Raw genomic sequence first — 18,068 nt, 5'->3', positions numbered from 1 at the left:
CAGAGTCGCCTGACGCTGACAGATAGCGGAGCCGCCTGAAGTGGGCAGGTATGAATCGATCGCACGACGCGACGGAAGCCGTCGCGATCGAGAGAGAGAGAGAGAGAGAGAGAGAGAGAGAGTCGCCAGCCGGTTAGCGGAGAAGGGGCCGACAGCACGTCTCCGTGGTCGGTAGCTCCGTTTAGTTCGTCTCGTCGCCTGTCGTCCCACCGGGGTCTTCGTCCCGCGAAACGCGGACGTCGCGTTCGCTGACGCGTTCGAAGGCGGTTCGCTGGGTCGAGTCGATCATGATCGGGCCGACGCGGTAGGTCGCACACGGCTGTTTGGGTGCCTCCGTGAACGACCGCCAGAGATCGAGCGTTTCGACCTCGTCCAGATCGTCGTGGGAGATAGTGAGTTGCTGGTCGCCGATCGACGGCGGGACGTTGTCGGGATCGATCACGCTGTTGTCGTAGAGGGCCTGCATCGCCGTCCCGAGCACCTCGTGCTGGTCGAGAACACCGTTCGCTTCATCCTCGAGCGTGGAATCCGGGAACGCCGTGAGTACGTAATGGGCTTCGAGTCGCAACGGCGGCCGGGTCTTGTGGCCGTCGTCGATTTCCGGAGACTCGCTCGTCCGACCGGTGTCCGTCGAGACCGCGTGTAGATACAGACCGACGCGAACGTTCGAGTCGTCGTCCATCGCCGTCGGTGCCAGCGGCTTCACCTGGTGCTCTTCGACGAATGGGTCATCCCCACCAGCGAGTCGTGCCTGCAGGACGTCCAGCAAGAGCGTCGTGAGGTCGCGAAACGCCGATGGCGACCCCATCAGGAGCCCACCTCGACGACGGGCACCGACGATTTCGACCCCCAGCTCGGTGTCGGAAACGTCTCGGGGACCGGGCGCCGGCTCACATCGTTCGTCATCATGTGTCCCAGTGTGGACCCAATCACCAACTACGTTTGGGAATTCAATCAACGTGTCCTCCCAACCAGTAAAACGAACCACCATCATCACCACTACTGCCATCACCACCACCACCCAGACGAGGTGTGCGGACGGGAGAGTGCGACGAGGCTCGTAATCGACGCGGGCGAACCCACGAGTTTTTCGTTTCGAACCCCGTGTCTCTGCCCGTGCGCGAGTTCGCGTTCGAACTCGAACTGTGTGCCGCCCTCGAAGAGCGGCGCGACGGGATCGTCGCCAGGCAGCTCGGGGCCAGCGTCGCGAATCCGGGCGGGCGCATCGTCGACGTGGTGATCGTCGAACCAGGCCCGCAGTTCGACCGGCGACGCGCGCTCACAGCAGAGACGATTCCGGACGTGCTGCTCGCGGCCGACATCGGGCCGGGCCGGTGGACGCCCTGGCGGACGGCACTCGACTGTCACCCCGATCGGGCGCGCCAGGCCGTCGAGCGCGGGGTCGAAATCGGCTTCCTCGAACGAACGCGCCGGAACGGTCGCGAGTGCGTTCGACAGGTCGCCCGGTATCCGACCGACTGGACGGAGCGACTCCTCGCCATCGAGAACAAACCGGATCTCGGGACGCCGGGTGACCTGCAACGCCAGCTACGGACCGACGTCTCGCTCGCGCTCGTCGACGAAATCGTCCTCGCGACGGAGAGCTACGTCACCGGCGCCCACCTGAATCGCATCCCCCCGGAGGTGGGCGTCTGGCGCGTCCACCGCGCGGGTGACGACGACATCGAACTGCCCACGATCGAGGTCGTTCGCGAACCGAGCACGCTACCCGTCGACGAACCGGGCATCGAGCCGCTCTCCTCGTATCCCGGGCGCACGGACGTCGAAATCGTCTCGCCGGCGGAGAAGGCCACCGCCCGACGACGGCTCGCCGAACGCGCCTACGGCAAGGGCTGGCGAACGTACGCGTTTCCGCCGTGTGCGTCGTGTACAGGGAGCGCCGTCGGCGGAGATGGTGGACCGACCGCGACGCTCCCCAACTGTTCGTGGAAGGGACGCGCAGTCGACGCAGCCTCTGAGTGCGGGCCGTCGTGTCCAGGGTACGAACCGGCGGATCCGGTGGCTGTCGACCTGAGCGCGGAGCGCGAGGCACGGACACCGTGGGTCGCCGACCCGGAACCGTCGACGCGGCGGCAGGTGGGCCTGGATCGATTCGGCGACTGGAGCGGAGATGGGGCCAGCGACTAGGTCTCGATCGAATCGACGTCCCGATCGACCCACGCGGCCGCTCGCTCGTACGGGGCCGCCGCGGTCACGTCCACCCCGAGATGGGCGAATTGTTCCATCGAGGCTTTCGTTCCGCCGAATTCGAGGAACGCACGGTAGTCTTCGACCGATAGTCGACCGTCCACGAGGGCCTCGTACACGGACACAGCGCCGGCCGCGCCGAGGACGTACTGGTAGTTGTGGTACGGTTCGCGGACGTGGGCACGTGCGAGCCAGGACGACGGCGTGTACTCGGCGGGTTTCTCGACCGGCCGGAACTCGCTGTGGAGCTCGCGGTTGATACCGTCCAGTCGGGACCGGGTGAGTGAGTCGCCGCGTTCGACGATTCGTGCAGCCTCGTGGGTGAATCGGGCGGATTGGGCGGCACCGAAGAGGTTGCCGCCGATGGCGTCGAGTCGCCGGTTCAAGACGTGGGCCGTGAGCGCGTCGTCGCCACTATCGAGCAGGTGGTCGGCGAGTAGCAGTTCGTGGACGAGGCTCGGAACCTCTTCGACCGGTCTGGGCGTCGTCTCGTAAAGCGGCCGACGCACGTCGGCACGGAGGTCGGTCTCCATCGCGTGACCCAGCTCGTGGGCGAAGTGAAAGAGCGCCCGGACGCTCCCGTCGTACGAGAGCGAGACGAAGGGGCCAACTCCCGACGCCGAGAGACAGTACGTGACGTCGCGAGAATCGGCAGCCGGGTAGACATCGACTCGCCGTTCGTCGAGGAGCGCTTCGAGTCGCGTCCGGTACTCGACGCCGAGCGGCTCGACGGCAGCGAGGACGTACTCGCGAGCGTCTTCGTAGGGAACCGTCGGCTCCGTCCGGGTCGTAAGCGAGACGTGACGGTCCCAGGGTCTGAGTTCGTCGACGCCGAGCTGTGTGCGGCGACGGCGCTGCAATCGGTAGAACGGTTCCAGATTCTCGCTCACCGTCTCCAGCAGTGTGTCGTGAACCGCCGGTGGGGCGGAGAGGTGGATCCCCGTCTTCGGATAGCTCGGCTTCGAGAGTCCCATCTCGCGGATCGAGTCGAACCCGCGGGCATCGGCGACCCGGGTGCGCGTACGGAGCTTCTCCGTCCAGGCGGTCGCGATGGCGTTCGCGCGCTCGTCGAGGGCGTCGTGAAACGTCTCGTACACTCGACGGCGGAAGTCCCGATCGGGGTCTTTGAGGAGTTGTACGCGACCGTGCCAGCGCACGGCCACCGGGTCGCCGTCGGATCCCTCGACGATCGGCGGTTCGAAGTCCTCGTCACAGATCGCCATCAAGGTCCGATCGTGGCCGTCGAGGACGTCGCCGAACGTCTCGAGGAGAGAGTGCAGCGCCTGCTCACCGGTCGGCCCGTCCATCGCGTTCTCGACGAATCTGTCGAACGGTGTCAGGTCGTCCGTCTCGGTTCGCAATTCCGCCAGTCGATTCGCGTGGGTACGGAGGTACCGGCGAATATCGGTAGCGAGGGCATCGAGATCCGCCTCGAGTGACCGAACGCGGTCACGGCGTTCGACGGCAGTTTCGTCGGTCAGGTCGATCGTTCGCGAACACTCGGCGTAGCAAACGAGGCGGGTTCGGGCCGCAGTGAGACGCTCGAATCGTTCGAGCAGGGCCACGAGAGTCGCGGAATCTTCGGGCGGCGTGTCCAGTTCGTCACTGATCGCGTCGACCAGAGTATCGGCCCGCTCGTACTCGCTGTCGAAGTCGGCCGGCGTCTCGTAGATAGTCGTGAGGTTCCACTGGTAGCGGTCGTCGATGTCGGATCGTGATCGTTGCATGTGATTGGTCTGGGGTGGCTACGCACGAGTCGTCCCGATTGCGACGCTGAACGATATCGCGTCGTCACGGAGCCGTCTCCGATCGGGATGGTCCGACGGAACGACTGCGGTAGCCCGGTGTAGTCGGCGAGCGGCGCTGACGCTGTGAGTGGTGGTCACAGCGCGGTGAAACCGAGATCAGAAGGGAAGAGAGCGGGTCATGAATCGCCTGCCGTTGGCAATTGGTTGGGCCGTCGGCACTTAGTCTTTGCGAGAGGTCCGGCTCAAATGTCGTACACTTCCCCGTCGACGGCGAGCGGGTCCTCGAAGGCCTCGTCCGCGGGGTAAAAGTGCGCGAGGTGGACCAGCCGGGTCTCGTCGGCACCGATGTCTTCCGCCAGCGCGAGGGCACCCTCGCGGGTCATGTGCTTGGTGCCGAACGTCCGGGGCGTGCCGTCAGGTCCTTCGTGGCGACCGCCGAGCGGGTGGTGCTCACACAGTGAGGCCGGAACGATCGCATCGGCCAGGAAAAGGTCGGGGTCGGCCATGACCTCGCGAGAACGGTCGGGCACGTCGTAGGAGGTGTCGCCCGAAAACGTCAGTTTCGCACCCGTCTCCGGCTCTTCGACGACCACGCCGTAGCACACGAGCGGCGGGTGATCGACGGGGACGAGCGTCACCTCGAACCCGCAGGCCTCGAACGGTTCGAACGGGGTCCGGGGTTCGGGCGTGATCGCGTCGAGGTAGTAGTAATCGTCGGCGACCGTCTCGGCGACGCTCTGTCCCGTCTCGGGGTCGGTCTCGTCTGCAGCGTAGACGGGGACGTCGTCCAGAATCCGGAACACGTTGCCGAGCCCGTCCAGATGGTCGAAGTGAATATGAGAGATGACCATCGCGTCGGGCAGTGAGACGCCCTCGCGGAGGAACTGATAGCGAAAGTCTGGACTGGCGTCGATCAACAGCGACTCGCCCGTGCGCTCGTTTGCGACGTGAACCGAAAACCGCGTCCGTTCGACCCCGCGCTCGCGGGCGGCTGTACAGGTGTCACAGTCACAGCCGACCGTGGGCGTGCCGGTCGTGTCGCCGGTTCCCAGCAGCGTGACGCGCACGTCAGTCTCCCCTCCACTGTCGGTCGGCGAGGACGTTCCCCACGTGACGACCGGTTCGTGCGTCGCTTCTCGGAGGTTGCGTCATTACCTCGCCGTTCGAAGCCGCGATATAAGGGTGTTTCTCGACGGAGACTTCGATACGCGGTGCCCGCTGGACAGCGGTAATCGTCGCAGTGGTCCTCAGTGATCGTGGCTATGCCCGCCCGCGGAGTCTCCGCCACTCGCCCCGCTGATGTCGCCGCCGGCGACGAGGGCGTCGTGGTCGCCCTCGATCATGTCCATGTTCTTCAGGTTGTCCCGTTCCTCGAAGCCCTCGACGGCGTCCTCTAAGTCGTCCTGCGTCAGCGTCGTCCGGTTCTCGGTCAGCGCCTCGAGGACGGCCTCGCGCATGACCATCCGGAGGTCGCTCCCGGTCAGCCCCTCGGTGATCTCGGCGATGGCCAGTGGGTCGAACTCCTCGATGTCCATCGTCCGGGTGATCACCTGCAAAATATCGCTTCGCATGCGGGTGTCGGGCTTGGGGAAGTTGACGATCTCGTCGAAACGGCGCCAGGCGGCCGCGTCGAGTTGGTCCGGGTGGTTCGTCGCACCGATGAGGAGGACGTCGTCCTGGATGAGCGAGACGTTGTCGATGCTCTTCAGCAGCGTGTTCACGGCGCGCTTCAGGGCGGCGTGTTCGTCCGATCGGCGCGTCTTGGCGACGAAGTCGAACTCGTCGATAAAGAGGATACACGGCGAGAGCCGTTTGGCCACCTCGAAGGTCTTGTCCACGTTCTTCGCGGTTTCCCCGAGGTACTGGGACGTGATCATCGACAGCTTCACCTCCACGAACGGGAGGTCCATGTCCCGTGCGAGCGCCCGGGCGGTCGACGTTTTCCCCGTCCCCGGCGGCCCGACGAAGAGCAGTTTCCCGATCTCGCGCAGGCCGATGTCGGCGAGGTAATCGCGATGTTCGATCGCCTTCGCGATCTTGTTGATCTCGGCCTCCTGATCCGCCGTGAGCACCAGGTCGTCGAGCGTGAGATCGATCTCCTCCGGCGCTCTGACGTCGACGAGATCCAGCATCTCCTCGTCGTCCTCGTCGTCGAAGTACTCCGCGAGGAGGCCGTCGATCCAGACCCGATCGGCCTGTATCGGCCGGTTTTGCTCGCGCGCCGTTTCGTAGTCGACGTCGGTCTCGTCTTCGAACCGTTTCGCGAGAACCGGATTCTCGAGGAGCCGGTCGTCGTCGACGCGGTCGACGTACCACTCTTCGGCAATTTCTCGATCCGTCAGCGAGAGCGTCCCCGAGAAGTCGTCCCGGTCGGTGAACATGAGTTCCGAGACTGCCTCCCAGGGTTGCTGGACGCCCGTCGCCGCTCGAGCCGTCTTCGTCGTCGTCGCGAGCGGTCGTTCGATACCCCCGTTCGTCACACGCCGTCGATTCTGAGACTCCTCCTCGTCACCGTCGGTACCACCGGTCGGAACGGACCAGAACACGTTCCGATACGCCGGTCGAAGATCGTTCTCGTCGAACGTCCGATCGTTCGTGTACCCGTTCGCCGTGAGGAGAAACTCCACGACGTCGACTGCCCCATCAGTCATTCTCCGGATCTTCTCCCCTGACGGCCTTAACGGCGTCGTCTTCACGACGGCAATCAAGGGTAACGGTGACGCCAGGCTAGCCGTCGGTAGTGAGGGTCAAAATCGCCGTCTTATGGCTACAGGAATCACCAGCGGTTCTGAGACGATGAACGACTGCCGGTGTTGGGTTTACTCGACGACGATGGAGCCTTCCATGCCCGAGTGGGGCTGACAGCGGTAGGTCGTGATCTCGCTGGTCGCCTCGAACTCGAGGATCTGGTCGTCGCCCGGTTCCATCGCGAGATCCGTCTCCAGGCCGTCGACGACCGAGCCGCTGTCGTCGCGCAGTTCGATGTTGTGGCCCGCGCCGTTGCCCTCGTCCCACCCGATCGTGTACGTCTCGCCCTCGGTCAACACCAGCGTCGGGTTCTGCGTGCCCTCGATCTCCGGCGGCGCATTACCCTCCCAGTGGCTCGTCAGCCCGGCGAACATGATCTCCGTCCCGGGCTCGATCTCGTACTCGTCGCCACCGCCGGTATTGTCGTCGCCACCCGAGCCGTCTCCGTCCCCGTTGTCGCTACTGCCACAGCCTGCCAGGGTGGTCGCTGCAGCGGCAGCACCGGTCAGCTTGAGCGCTGTTCGTCGCGAAACATCGTGTGATCGAGTCATCGGGAGCGTATTTGGACTGAACAGGTAAAAACGAACCGTTAGATCCCCATCGTGAGAGGCGCTACCGCGAATCATGTGTGCTGGCGAACCGTCCATTCCAATCGGGGAGCGTTCACCGACGACCGGTAACTGAGTCGACTGGATCGGCCGTGGTTCCAGATCTGCGATGAATCTGTGTACGGCCCATCCTCGATCTGCTCTCGAAACCGATAGACGAACCGGCCACAGACGGAGAGGCGGCTTTTGCCGTTACTGATGTGCATAAAAATCGAAGGGAACATTACTATAGAACATGCGTGATGAGGGAGACCTCCCCAGATCGGACGACGGGTGGTCGACACCCCGAGACGGGCAAGCAAAAGAAGGGACACAGGCGAACAGCAACCGATCGGCGGACCGAAATCGGCGCACAGCGCTCGCCACTCGAAGTCTCCACGGGGGCTATCGACCCGATCCGGGCACCGGCGCCGCCGCGACCCCGATCGTCCAGTCGACCTCGTACGAGTTCGTCGACGCCGACGATGCAGCGGCGCGCTACGCGCTGGAGCGAGACGACTACATCTACTCGCGGATCGCCAATCCGACGGTCGACACACTCGAGACCCGACTCGCCGAGCTCGCCGGCGGTACCGGCGCCGTGGCGACGGGAAGCGGGATGGCAGCTCTCGACGCGATTACGCTCCCGCTCGCGGGCGTCGGCGACAACGTCGTCTGCTCGACCGACACCTACGGCGGCACGACCGCGTACTTCCGCTCGACCGCCGCTCGTCGGGGGATCGAACCGCGGTTCGTCCCGACGCTCGATACTGACGCCTACGCCGACGCGATCGACGCCGAGACTGCGTTCGTTCACGTCGAGACGATCGGCAATCCCTCGCTCGTCACGCCGGATTTCGAGGCAATTTCGTCGATCGCTCACGACCACGGCGTCCCCCTCGTCGTGGACAACACGTTCGCCACGCCAGCGCTCTGTCGGCCGATAGCGCACGGCGCCGATATCGTCTGGGCGTCGACGACCAAGTGGCTCCACGGCCACGGAACCACGCTCGGCGGGATCCTGATCGACGGCGGGAGCTTCCCCTGGCGTGACCACGCGGACCGGTACCCCGAACTCGCCGGCGAGAATCCGGCCTACGCCGACGTCGACTTCGGTCGGGACTTCGCCGAGGCCCCTTTCGCCGCGGCGGCCCGGTTTCGCTCGCTCAGAAGCCTCGGCAACGGCCAATCACCCGTCGACGCCTGGCAGACGCTGCAGGGCCTGGAGACGCTCCCCCTTCGGATGGCTCGTCACTGTGAGAACGCCGCGATCGTCGCCGACTACCTCGCCGATCACGACGATGTCGCCTGGGTCTCCTATCCCGGTCTGGACTCACACGAGACCCACGACACCGCGAGACGGTACCTGGACGACTTCGGTGGAATGTTCGCCTTCGGACTCGTGGCTGGAGACGACGCCAGCCCCTCCGCGTTCGAGGCGGGCAAACGCTTCTGTGAATCCGTCGAGTTGGCCTCCTTCCTGGCCAACGTCGGCGACGCGAAGACGCTCGTCATCCACCCGGCGAGTACGACTCACGGACAACTCACCCCGGACGAGCGGGCCGATGCCGGCGTCTCCGAGGAGCTGGTCCGTGTCTCCGTAGGGATAGAAGATCCGGCAGACCTGCTCGCGGACTTCGAGCAGGCGATCGAGCGAGCGACGTCGGCCTCGCCCCGCCCGTAACCGGGCGGCAGTCCGCTTCCCGTCGCTGTACACCAATCAATCACGCACATAATTCGTTCGAAGCGACATCGACAATAATTAGTATCTCGTAAACCTACTTTTCGTTCGTGGTTTACGAGACTGGAAACCGGACGGTGGACGACGCGGTCGAACGCGTCCTGGCCGGCGAGCGACTCGATCGACGTGACGGCCTGGCACTGATCGCACAACCGCTGTCCGACCTCGCACCGGCGGCCGACGCCGTCCGGGCACACTTCGGCGACGGGACCGTCGACGCCTGCTCGATCGTCAACGCCAAAGCGGGCAACTGCGCCGAGGATTGCGGCTTTTGCGCGCAGTCGGTCCACTTCGACACGGGGATCGACACGTACGGCTTCCTCGATCCCGAGGAGATCCTCGTCGCAGCGAAGCGAGCGGAACGTGACGGTGCCCAGCGATTCGGGATCGTCGTCGCGGAGAAAGGTGTCTCGAAGGCACACCGCCCCGACGAGTGGGCCGACGTCCTCAGAGCGATTCGACTGGTTCGCGACGAGACCGACGTCGAGGTCGACGCGAGCCTCGGCATCCTCACGCGCGAGGAGGCGGAGATTCTGGCCGACGAGGGAATCAACCACTACAATCACAACATCGAGACCTCCCCGCGATATTTCCCCGAGATCATCGACAGCCACCGCTTCGAGGACCGTGTGAAGACGCTCGAACGAGCGCAGGACGCCGGGATGGACACCTGTGCAGGGGTGATCCTCGGCATGGGTGAGGCGCCGACCGACCGCGTCGACGCGGCGATCGCGCTCCAGGAGATCGGGATCTCCTCGCTCCCGGTGAACGTGTTGAACCCCGTCGCCGGGACGCCGCTTGGCGAGCGCTTTGGCGACTCCCCGGCGATCACGACCGCCGAGATCCTCACGACCATCGCCGTCTACCGACTGCTGCATCCCGAGGCGCGGGTGCGACTGACGGGTGGTCGCGAGGTCGCCCTCGAACCCGACGAACAGCACCTGCCCTTCGAGGCGGGTGCCGACGGCATCCTCACCGGTGACTACCTCACTACGTCGGGCCAGTCGCCCGGCGACGACATCGAGGTGATCGAACGGGCGGGGCTGGAGCCGAATACGGCGGTCAACGACTTCGATCCGGAGTCGGTCGCCGGACACACAGACGACGAGGCCGACCGCGTCGAAACGGCCGCCGGGACGGCGACGAGCGTCGCCGACGCGGTCGACGAGTGAGTGCGAATCGACGAGAGGGGAATCGGGAGACGAACGCTCGCGGTCGCACAGGACAAAGACGGGCTGATGCCAGTCGCGGCGTGTGACCGCAGTGGGGTCGCCATCGACCACGGCGAACGCGACGTCGAGGAACTGCTGGCGGCGACCGAAGGTAACGTCGCGAGCGGACCGACTGGCGACGAAGCCGGAGCCGACGGCGGGACATCGATGGACGACGGTGCGGCGTCCGCGGTCGACGAACCCAAATTTCGATGCGGACGATTCTTGCCGTAACTGCCAGTTATTAATCTCTCTGAAGATATGCACCATACACATGGTTCGTTGGAGCACGTCGGCAATTCGTGACAGGAAATCGTCGGCGAATCGTCCGGTGACGGCAGGCGGCGGGATGGTTGTCGAAACACCCGCTAGCGGCGCGATGGCCGGCAGGCCGACCGCGGGCGATCGAACTGGCACACCGATACGAACCGAATCGACGTGGCAGCGAGCGGTCCAGTTGTGGCGACCGACAGTGGGGTGGCCGCGGTGAGCGCGGAGCGCATCGACCTCGGATCGTTCACGTTCGAGTGTGGGGAGACCGTTCCCACACTCGAGGTCGCCTACGAGACCTACGGTGAGTTTACGGGTTCGAACGCCGTCCTCGTTTGCCACGCTCTCACTGGCAGCGCACACGTCGCCAGACGCGGGAAAGCGGGCGCAGGGGTGGCCGATCAGACGACAACCGGCCAGGCTCGCGCCTGGTGGGACGACACGGTCGGTCCGGGGACGGCGATCGACACCACGGAGTACTTCGTCGTCTGCGCGAACGTGCCCGGGTCGTGCTACGGGACGACCGGCCCCGCGAGCGAGAACTCCGAAACCGGCGAACCCTACGGGAGCGAGTTCCCGCCGGTAACCGTCGGCGACTGGACGCGGGCACAACGTCGCCTGCTCGACGAACTCGGTGTGGGCCGATTGCACGCCGTGGTCGGCGGCTCCGTCGGCGGGATGAACGCCCTCGAGTGGGTTCGTCGTTATCCCGACGACGTCGATCGCGTCGCCGCCATCGCGACCGCTCCCAGACTCGACGCACAGTGTCTCGCGCTGGACGCCATCGCCCGGCGCGCCATCACGACCGACCCCAACTGGAACGGCGGCGACTACTACGGCGACGATCGACCGGATCCGAATCAGGGACTCGCTATCGCTCGCCAGCTCGGCCACGTCATGTACCTCTCGAAGGAGTCGATGGCCGAGAAATTCGGGAGACGGGCTGTGGGCCGCGACGCTGGCGGCGAGCGGTTCCCGCCCGGTCCGACGACTGACTTCTTCCCCTACCGCGACGTCGAGTCCTACCTCGATTACAATGCCGAGGCGTTCGTCGATCGGTTCGACGCCAACAGCTACTGCTACCTCACGCAGGCGATGGACGACTTCGACCTCGCCACCGGTTTCGGTTCGGTCGCCGACGCACTCGCCGCATTCGCTGGGGAAGCCCTGGTCGTGAGTTTCACCGGCGACTGGCACTTCACGGTCGAACAATCGAGCGCCATCGCCGACGGCTTTCGGGAGACGGGAACGTCGGTCGCCCACCACGTCGTCGATTCGACGCACGGCCACGACGCGTTCCTCGTCGAACCCGACCGCCTGAACCCGCCGCTCGCGGATTTCCTCGTCGACGGCGTGGCCGGACGGGCGGTGACGGACACCGATAGCGCGACGGATCGTGACGACCACGCCCCCGTTCACACCGGCCTGTTTTAAACCGCGGCCGCCCGCCCGACGGGGACGATACCGGTCAGTTCGATCCGCGCGCCGCCCGTCCGCGATTCCGTTATCTCGACGGTCCACCCGTGTGCTTCGGCGATGCTCTGGACGATGGAGAGGCCGAGTCCGGTGCCGGTCTCGGCGGTCGTATACCCGGCGTCGAGCACGTCGGGTCGCTCGCCTGCGGGAATTCCCGGTCCGTCGTCGGCCACGTAGAACCCGAACGACTCGCCCTCGATCAGGATCGATCCGTCGTCGGCGTCAATGGTCCCGACCGTGACGGTCAGCGTCCCGTCGGCGTGATCGATCGCGTCTTCGGAATCGGCAGGTTCCGAACGGCTCGTGGAACCGTGTTCCACGCTGTCGTCAGGGCGGGAATCGCCCTGACTGCTTGTCGAGCCGTGCTCGACACTGTCGTCGGCCTTCGGCCGACTGCTCGTGGAACCGTGTTCCACGCTGTCGTCAGGGCGGGAACCGCCCTGACTGCTTGTCGAGCCGTGCTCGACACTGTTCCGAAAGAGGTTCTCCAGCAGGCGTTGGAGTTTTCGCCGGTCAGCCGCGAACGTCGTCGAGTCGACTACCTCGAGGGTCGCCTCGCCGGTATCGACCTGCTGCCACGCGTTCTCGGCGATGGCGTCGAGAGGCACCGGTTCGGTGTCGTCGACGCCACCACCGTCCCTGGCCATCGTGAGCACGTCCTCGATGATCGTCTCCATCCGATCGAACGACTGCTCGGCGGGCTCCAAGTTGTCGATGTCACCAGTCTCCTTCGTCACGTCCACGTAGCCGCGAGCGACGTTGATCGGATTCCGGAGATCGTGCGAGACGACGCTGACGACGCGTTCGAGTTGCTCGTTCTGGTGTTCGAGTTGTCGCTGGCGTCGGCGCTGGTGGGTGTTGTCGTGCAGGAGGAACTGGCGGGCGACCAGCCGGTCGTGATCGTCGAACAGTGGATAGATCCGGATCTCGAAGCTTCGTCGTTCGTCGTCGGCCTGCACGTCGATTTCGTCCTCGACTCGCTCCGCGTCTTCGTAGCGATCCAGGAGTTCCGTGTGCGTGGAGACGACCGTCCGGATGTGTTCACCGAGGACGTCGTCCCGATCGACTTCGAAGAGTGCCGCCGCAGCGGGGTTGAGGTCGACGAACCGGTCGTCTCTGTCGAGGACGAAGACGGCGTCGTCGATCGTGTCGACGACGTGCTCCCTGGCGATCGGCGTCACGTCCATGAGTTGGTAGCTGAAGATCGCCCAGCCAAAGGCCAGGCCGGTGATGACGTACGCCGTGGGCGCGAGATCGACGGGGACGAGCCCGCCCTGATAGACGAGGTTTCCGACGAAGGGCGACAGCGATCCGAGGAGCACGGCGAGGCCCTGCTTTCGGTAGAGCGATCGGTTGCGGAAGATGTACCCGAGCAGGAAAAAGAGGCCGATCATCGACAATCCGTAGGCGTACAGGTTGTGGACGACGAACGCCGAACCCCACTCGCTGGTGAATCCCGTCAAATCGGTCGACGACGGTTCGAACACCGCCCAGAGGAGATCAGGAGCGAACCACGCGACGAACGAGATCGCCACCGGATGGATCGCGAGTAAAGCGGCCGTCTTCCGCGTCGCGAACCGCTCGCGGCCGGTGAACTCGAGTGCGAACCCGAACCAGCCCGCCACGGTGAGTCCGATGCCCAGGAACATCACCCGGTTCCAGAGCGTGGTGAGCCAGAACGGCCCGTCTAAGACGTACGGTCCGGTGGCGATGCGCAGGAGCACCATCGCCGACCAGATCGCGGCACCCACCACGACCGTCACGAGCGACGTCGCTCCCGGTTCGTCGCGGTGTCTCCACGCATAATATCCGAGAACGAACGAGAGGACGACCCCGACGATATTGGCGATGACGTACAGGATCGCCCAGAACGGCAGGTCGCCGACAGCCATTGTAGCGATACTCCGTATCGGAACCAGGGCGACCTATAGTTACTGGCCAGGCCGGTTCGAGCGGCGTATCGGGCCGAGCAACGCGTCGCATCGGTCCTGACTGGACGCGCTCGGTAGTTGAGCGATTCGGTGCCGTTCGCAGTCACTCGGGCGATCCGGACCGTTCAATCCGCGCCGAATGCGACCGGAACGTTCAAGCGATACCCCTCCCAGACCGAAGATAATGTCAAACCAGCCGAAATACCGCCACGGCGGCCCCGTCGAAGACGACGAACCCACCACCGACGAGTCGCGAACGCTCCCGTCGGTCCACGGACGGATACCGATCGTCGGCGGACTACTCACCGGGGTCGCGGCGGCCCTCGCGACCTACGTCCTCGCCCTCCTGGCGACGTTCGCCGGGAGACAGGGGCTGACCGTGTGGAGTTCCGTCGAGTCGCCACCACACGTGTTGACGGAAGCGAGCTGGACGGTTCTCATGAACCTCGGCGCTGGCCTGGACATCGCCAGCGAGTCGTCGGGAGCCTGGGGACTGCAGTACGGGATGTTTCGCTTCGCAATCAGTCCAATCTTCACGATCCTCTGCTTCCTGCTCGCCATCGGTGCCGGATACGTGATCGCATCCTGCGTCGAGACGAATTCGGTGCGGGAACGGCTCGCCTCGTCGCTCCTCGTCGTCCCCGCCTATGTCCTGTCAGCGACACTCCTCGCCACGTTCGCGACCTGGGAACCGACGACCGAAGCACGGCCCGTATCAGAGATCCAGACTGTGTCCGTCGACGTCGTCGACGCGGTCCTCTACGCAGGCGTCGTCTTTCCGGCGGTGCTCGCCCTGCTTGGTGCATCGCTGGCTATCGGTCATCGGGCGTTCGTCGCCAATCGCGATCCGTACTAACGTAGTGTCGAGCGCAAGTGGGCAGGGGGCGCGGAGACCAGCGGCGTCCGACGGACTCAATCGGCCGGTTGACCGGTCTCTTCGGGATTGTGTCCCTCAGAGCCGGTCGCTCGGAGAACCGGCACGGCATCGACGAGTGGCTCGACACTGCGAACCACGTCTCGACCGAGTGCGCGAAGGCGCTCGCGACGGGTCGTCTTCGGCGTGTCTGGAAGCGGCGAGCGAACGATCGCGACCAGCGACCACATCGTCCCGGTGACGAAGGCACCGAGGGCCGAGAAGGGCATTCCGAGGGTCGTAAAGGTAATTCCGTACACGATACCGATCGTCATCGAAGGGACGCTCGTTCCGAGGGGGACGCGTGCGTTCGCGTCACGGAGGGTCGGAGCTAAAAATCCGATCGAAAGGCTGCTACCGATCATGAAGACGAAGTCTTGCCACATCATCGAGAGAGCCGAGTGGAGGAGAGTAAATAAGGGCTTCTCTATCAATAACAGTCGTTTAGCGTTATCTTTCCGGCATGCAACCAGTAGTAATTCCTGATTCTGCGAAGGAGTCTCGTACCCCCACAACGCTGTTCGCTGGCTGCCGATTTTCCCGCCCGTTGAGTGGCTATGTCCCACTTCTCATTCGGTGGGAGCCGAGCAATTCGCTATTACATCCTGAAACAGTGCGTAACGGTCAGTTACTCGATCCGAACGTGGCCCAAAGACGGGGTCCGGCGACCCAGCTTCTTGCGAGAAGGTGACACGGCGAAACAGCGAGCGATTACTCCACGTCTCACGTCGAGCGAGGTTCGTTCAAGGGAATCTGTAGACCTAGCTATGACGTCTCGGCAGTACTCGAGGCCAGAAAGACAGATATCCGGTACTCAGCGTGGCTGGCGGCCGCGCAGGACAACGTTGTGCGCCGCGCCGTCGAGTGGCGGACGAGTGTCAGTCTTCGGCCGGAAGCACTTCTTCGTCGGAGAGTGCTCGACGGAGAGCGTCCATCGTCGTGACCGTGCGATCGCACGCGGGTTCGACGGCTGGTTTCGGGTCGAACCCGATCGCCAGGTTCGCGGCCGCGAGCATCGGGAGGTCGTTCGCACCATCGCCGACCGCGACGGTCGCAGTGCGTGGAATCGAGACCGTGTCCGCGAGGGATTCGAGTGCATCGTCCTTCGTGCCCTCGACGAGCGGGCCCTCGACCTCGCCGGTCAGTTCCCCGCCGGTGCGTGGGAGTCGGTTCGCTACCACGTGATCGACGGCGACGCCCGCTCGATCGAGAGCCGCCTCGACGCCGCGTTCGAACCCGCCGGTGAGGATCGCCGTCGTGACGCCGGTCGCGTTGAGTTCGTCGATCACGTCGGCCGCACCGGGGCGCAGTTCGACCCGGTCGAACGCGGCCTGCGCCTCGGAAACGTCGAGCCCATCTAGCAAGGCGGCTCGCTCCCGCAGGCTCGTCGCGTAGTCGATCTCGTCGTTCATCGCACGCTCGGTGATAGCGTCCATCTCGTCGGCGACGCCACAGCGTTCACCGAGCAGGACCGTCATCTCCGAATCGGACAACGTCCCGTCGAAGTCGAAGGCCACGAGGGGCATGCCTGCCGGTTCGAACGGGGACGGTTTACCAGTTTACGTTCGCGCAAGGACGACGGCGTCGCCAATGCTGCGCCCTCCGCAACTGTTTACTCAGCCCGGGGGCGAGATGAGATATGCAGGTTCTTGTCACCGATCCCATCGCAGACGCGGGGCTCGACGTCCTCCGCGACGCCGGCTTCGACGTAGAGACAGGGTACGAACTCGACGGCGAGGCGCTCCTCGACGCGGTCGCCGACGCCAACGCGCTCATCGTTCGCTCGGGGACGGAGGTAACGCGTGAGGTGCTCGAGGCGGGCGAGGATCTGGTTATCGTCGGTCGGGCGGGGATCGGCGTCGACAACATCGACATCGACGCGGCGACGGACGAGGGCGTCATCGTCGCCAACGCCCCCGAGGGGAACGTCCGCGCGGCCGCCGAGCACACCGTGGCGATGACGTTCGCCGCCGCGCGGTCGATCCCGCAGGCGCACGGCCGACTGAAAACCGGCGAGTGGGCCAAGAGCGAGTTCCTCGGGACGGAACTCAACGGGACCACGCTCGGCGTCGTCGGCCTGGGTCGGGTCGGCCAGGAAGTCGCGAAGAAACTGGACGCACTGGGGATGGATATCGTCGCCTTCGACCCGTACATCGCACAAGAGCGAGCCGAACGCCTGGGCGCGACACTCGTCGACCTCGAGGCGTGTCTCGATGCTGCCGACGTCCTGACGATCCACACGCCGCTCACCCCCGAGACGGAGGGGATGATCGGCGCCGACGAACTCGAGTCGCTCGACGGCGGCTACCTGATCAACGTGGGACGCGGTGGCATCGTCGACGAGGACGCCCTCGCCGCGGCCGTCGAGGCGGGCACGCTCGCGGGCGCCGCCCTCGACGTCTTCGCCGAAGAGCCGCTTCCCGAGGACTCGTCGCTGCTCGACGTCGACGACGTCGTCCTCACACCACACCTGGGCGCGTCGACGGCGGCCGCCCAGCAGAACGTCGCGACTTCGACGGCCGAACAGGTAGTCGCCGCCCTCTCCGGTGAGCCCGTCGCGAACGCGCTGAACGCCCCCTCGATCGACGAAACCGCGTTCGCCCGCCTGAAGCCCTACGTCGAACTCGCCGGAACCGCGGGACGTATCGCCACGCAGCTGCTGGACGGTCGCATCGAGGGCGTCGAAGTGACCTACGAGGGTGAACTCGCCGACGAGGACGTCGAGTTCGTCACCGCCAGCGCGCTGGAGGGCGTCTTCTCCCCACTCGAGTGGCAGGTCAACGCCGTCAACGCACCCCAGATCGCCGAAGACCGGGGCGTCGAGGTCACGGAATCGAAGACACGCCAGACCGAGGACTTCCAGAGTCTCCTCTCTGTCACCGTCTCGAACGGCGAGACGGCCATCGCCGTCGAGGGGACGCTCTTCGCCGGCGAGGATCCGCGGATCGTCCGCGTCGACGACTACCGGGTCGACGCGATCCCCCACGGCAAGATGGTCGTCACCCGCAACACCGACGAACCGGGCGTCATCGGTCTCATCGGGAGCGTCATGGGCGAGTACGACGTCAACATCGCCGGCCTGTTCAACGCCCGCGAGGCCATCGGCGGCGAGGCACTCACCGTCTACAACGTCGACGGCGAGGTGCCCGACGAGGCGCGCGCTGAACTCGAAGCGGACGAACGCATCATCGACGTCCGGCAGTTGACCCTCGACTAGAACCGGAGCGACTGGCGA

Annotated in this window: 14 protein-coding genes and 1 pseudogene; 7 read left to right on the top strand and 8 right to left on the bottom strand. The window is 65.1% G+C overall.

Translation table 11 applies throughout. The features are described 5' to 3' along the window. Positions 1-181 precede the first annotated feature (181 nt). Positions 182-808: a DUF4255 domain-containing protein gene (locus HALRU_RS02025; protein WP_015299755.1), complete on the bottom strand. Its 627-nt coding sequence runs from the start codon at positions 806-808 to the stop codon at positions 182-184. A 308-nt stretch (positions 809-1,116) separates the two neighbouring features. Here HALRU_RS02025 and HALRU_RS02020 point away from each other — a divergent pair, with 308 nt between their 5' ends. Next, entirely contained in the window at positions 1,117-2,148 is a 1,032-nt protein-coding gene (locus tag HALRU_RS02020; RefSeq protein ID WP_015299754.1) for a DUF5787 family protein, read from the top strand. On the opposite strand, the gene HALRU_RS02015 is transcribed toward HALRU_RS02020, so the two are convergent. The 4 genes from HALRU_RS02015 to HALRU_RS02000 form a co-directional block, all read right to left on the bottom strand. Then, positions 2,145-3,935: a M3 family oligoendopeptidase gene (locus HALRU_RS02015; protein ID WP_015299753.1), complete on the bottom strand. Its 1,791-nt coding sequence runs from the start codon at positions 3,933-3,935 to the stop codon at positions 2,145-2,147. The two genes, HALRU_RS02020 and HALRU_RS02015, sit on opposite strands and share 4 nt — an antisense overlap. Before the next feature lie 263 nt (positions 3,936-4,198). Next, positions 4,199-5,023, bottom strand: a complete 825-nt coding sequence (locus HALRU_RS02010; RefSeq protein WP_015299752.1) for an MBL fold metallo-hydrolase — start codon at positions 5,021-5,023, stop codon at positions 4,199-4,201. Between the two features lie 180 nt (positions 5,024-5,203). Then, on the bottom strand, positions 5,204-6,607 hold the full coding sequence (locus tag HALRU_RS02005) for an ATP-binding protein (RefSeq protein WP_015299751.1): 1,404 nt from the start codon (positions 6,605-6,607) through the stop codon (positions 5,204-5,206). Between the two features lie 168 nt (positions 6,608-6,775). Continuing rightward, positions 6,776-7,255 (bottom strand): cupredoxin domain-containing protein, encoded by a 480-nt coding sequence (locus HALRU_RS02000; protein WP_015299750.1) that lies wholly within the window; start codon positions 7,253-7,255, stop codon positions 6,776-6,778. 292 nt (positions 7,256-7,547) lie between these two features. Here HALRU_RS02000 and HALRU_RS01995 point away from each other — a divergent pair, with 292 nt between their 5' ends. The 4 genes and pseudogenes from HALRU_RS01995 (at position 7,548) to metX (ending at position 11,947) form a co-directional block, all read left to right on the top strand. Next, complete coding sequence (locus HALRU_RS01995; RefSeq protein WP_015299748.1) at positions 7,548-8,975, top strand: O-acetylhomoserine aminocarboxypropyltransferase/cysteine synthase family protein; 1,428 nt, start codon at positions 7,548-7,550, stop codon at positions 8,973-8,975. Positions 8,976-9,082: 107 nt separating this feature from the next. Next, on the top strand, positions 9,083-10,204 hold the full coding sequence (gene bioB / locus HALRU_RS01990) for a biotin synthase BioB (protein WP_015299747.1): 1,122 nt from the start codon (positions 9,083-9,085) through the stop codon (positions 10,202-10,204). Beyond that, a pseudogene (locus tag HALRU_RS01985) lies at positions 10,205-10,435 on the top strand (transcriptional regulator); the annotation flags it as partial. A gap of 267 nt (positions 10,436-10,702) precedes the next feature. Beyond that, positions 10,703-11,947 (top strand): homoserine O-acetyltransferase MetX, encoded by a 1,245-nt coding sequence (metX, locus tag HALRU_RS01980; protein ID WP_015299746.1) that lies wholly within the window; start codon positions 10,703-10,705, stop codon positions 11,945-11,947. Here metX and HALRU_RS01975 read toward each other — a convergent pair. Next, positions 11,944-13,881: a histidine kinase N-terminal 7TM domain-containing protein gene (locus HALRU_RS01975; RefSeq protein WP_015299745.1), complete on the bottom strand. Its 1,938-nt coding sequence runs from the start codon at positions 13,879-13,881 to the stop codon at positions 11,944-11,946. The genes metX and HALRU_RS01975 overlap by 4 nt on opposite strands. Positions 13,882-14,104: 223 nt before the next feature. On the opposite strand from HALRU_RS01975, the gene HALRU_RS01970 reads away from it, so the two are divergent. Further along, the gene (locus tag HALRU_RS01970) at positions 14,105-14,776 is read left to right on the top strand and encodes a hypothetical protein (RefSeq protein WP_015299744.1); all 672 of its coding nucleotides are present in this window, start codon (positions 14,105-14,107) and stop codon (positions 14,774-14,776) included. A 56-nt stretch (positions 14,777-14,832) separates the two neighbouring features. On the opposite strand, the gene HALRU_RS01965 is transcribed toward HALRU_RS01970, so the two are convergent. After that, a complete protein-coding gene (locus tag HALRU_RS01965; RefSeq protein WP_015299743.1) occupies positions 14,833-15,222 on the bottom strand; it encodes a hypothetical protein in 390 nt (129 codons plus the stop codon). A 489-nt stretch (positions 15,223-15,711) separates the two neighbouring features. Next, complete coding sequence (gene serB, locus HALRU_RS01960) at positions 15,712-16,359, bottom strand: phosphoserine phosphatase SerB (protein ID WP_015299742.1); 648 nt, start codon at positions 16,357-16,359, stop codon at positions 15,712-15,714. Between the two features lie 113 nt (positions 16,360-16,472). Here serB and serA point away from each other — a divergent pair, with 113 nt between their 5' ends. Further along, positions 16,473-18,050: a phosphoglycerate dehydrogenase gene (gene serA, locus HALRU_RS01955; RefSeq protein WP_015299741.1), complete on the top strand. Its 1,578-nt coding sequence runs from the start codon at positions 16,473-16,475 to the stop codon at positions 18,048-18,050. The last annotated feature ends 18 nt before the right edge of the window (positions 18,051-18,068 follow it).

This window comes from Halovivax ruber XH-70, from assembly GCF_000328525.1.
In the GTDB taxonomy this organism is placed as follows: domain Archaea; phylum Halobacteriota; class Halobacteria; order Halobacteriales; family Natrialbaceae; genus Halovivax; species Halovivax ruber.
Note: the sequence above shows the minus strand (reverse complement) of the source record. Positions and strands in the feature narration are given on the sequence as shown.